Below are 1,715 nucleotides of genomic sequence, written 5' to 3'. Positions count from 1 at the left end.
CAGCCGCTGCGCGCCTACCTGGGCAGCCGCGCGCGTCACTTCAACGAGGTGCTGGCGGTGCAGGCCGGGCTGAATCCGCGCTGCGCGCTGGTACGCTTCGGGCTGGACGGATTGACGACAGCCAGCGACGGCTTCCATCCTGGCGATGCCGCCTATTCCGCCTGGGCGGAGGCGCTGGCCGGCCACGTCCGCCACACCGCCACGACATTCGGGGGAGATGACCCATGACGGTTGCCACACCACGCCATGCCATCACCGGGCGCCAGCCGGCGGACCGGCGCCCGCAGGTGCACTGCCACGACAACGACCGCAACCGTCGGGTGGTGGCGGCGCTGCCGCAGCTGCATGACGCCTTCCGCCCCACGCCGTGGCTGTTCAACGAGCACGCGCAGCTGATCTTCCACAGCCTGCGCAAGGATTCGGAGAAGAAGCGCCAGCGCGCCGGCCTGCTCTATGACCGCCGCGACAGCCTGGCCATGCGTGATGGCGGACAGACCGCGCTGCTCTGGAGCGGTCACGAGCTGCCGCCGGAGACGCCCACCGTCGTGGTGCTGCACACCATCACCGGCAGTCCGGACAGCATGGCCGAGCTGGTGCGCGACCTGCGCGCCGCCACCGGCTGGCGCGTCGTGCTCTGCCTGCGGCGCGGCCACGCCGATCTGCCGCTGCTGACGCCGCGCCTGAACATCCTCGGTTGCACCGATGACCTGCGCGAGCAGCTGCGGGCCATCCGCGCGCGCTTTCCGGCGTCGCCGCTGTACGGCGTCGGTTCGTCGGCGGGTTCCGGCCTGCTCGCGCGCTATCTCGGCGAGGAGGGCGAGGCCTCGCCGTTCCGGGCGGCATTTGCCTACTGCCCGGGCTATGACACCGACGCCGGCTTCGACCGGGTGCAGCCGTTCTACAGCCGCATGATGGCGAAGAAGCTGGTGCGCCAGTTCATCACCCCCAACCTCGGGCGCATCGCGCACCTGGGCACGACCGCGCGCCTGCAGGCGGCGGCTGACCTGGCCGAGTTCCACCGCAACCTGTACGAGCTGGCCGGACACGACAGCTACGAGGCCTATGACCGCGCCAGCAACCCCATGCATGTCTTCCACGGCATACGCACGCCGGTGATGCTGCTCAACGCCGAGGACGACCCGGTCTGCCGCATCGGCAACATCAGCCCCTGGCTGGACGGCATGCGCCAGATGCCGGACGTGATCCTGGTGACCACCGCCGAGGGCAGCCACTGCGCGCACTACGAGGGCTGGTCGGCGCGCTCCTGGTCCGGGCGGCTCATGGGGGCGTATTTCCGCGTCATGCAGGACATGGCCTGAGCGTACCGGCCGGGGCGCCGGATATCGACCTGAGCTGGTTCAAGACCATCAAAAAACAGAAGATGGATCTGGGATCCGAGCGCTGTTCCCCGAATTTCTTCTACCGGAGCAGCAGGACCCTCTTTCCTGTATGGGGGCTGTGCGCGTCTGAGGGGCAGCCAGCGGACACTTGATGGCGCAGTCCTCCGCGGCATTTTGTCGCAGCAGACCGGTGCCCGGTCTGTCCCCGGTCGGATCAGCGCCTTGGCGTCAGCGTTTCCGGCTCGAACCATTCAGGCCAGGAGCTGCGATGCCGGCTGCCCACCTCGATGCCGGGAATCAGGTTCTGCGCCAGCACAGGCAGCTGATTGGCGGATTTGGCAATCCGGTATTTGACGCTGTGCACGCACTCCCGGT

At 68.6% G+C, this 1,715-nt stretch carries 1 protein-coding gene and 1 pseudogene; both read left to right on the top strand.

What is annotated here, in order from left to right:
* Positions 1-228 (top strand): annotated as a pseudogene (locus C5O18_RS10530) (hypothetical protein); the annotation flags it as partial.
* Positions 225-1,319: a YheT family hydrolase gene (locus C5O18_RS09145; RefSeq protein WP_105193304.1), complete on the top strand. Its 1,095-nt coding sequence runs from the start codon at positions 225-227 to the stop codon at positions 1,317-1,319. The pseudogene C5O18_RS10530 and the gene C5O18_RS09145, both read left to right, overlap by 4 nt.
* The last annotated feature ends 396 nt before the right edge of the window (positions 1,320-1,715 follow it).

Source organism: Amnimonas aquatica, from assembly GCF_002943415.1.
Classification (GTDB): Bacteria; Pseudomonadota; Gammaproteobacteria; order Pseudomonadales; family Moraxellaceae; genus Perlucidibaca; species Perlucidibaca aquatica_A.
This window is presented reverse-complemented; position numbering and strand designations above follow the sequence as displayed.

What these genes read in the sequence shown, in the direction of transcription:
- C5O18_RS09145 (WP_105193304.1), top strand. Translation starts at nt 225, where the DNA reads ATGACGGTTGCCACACCACGCCATGCCATCACCGGGCGCCAGCCGGCG.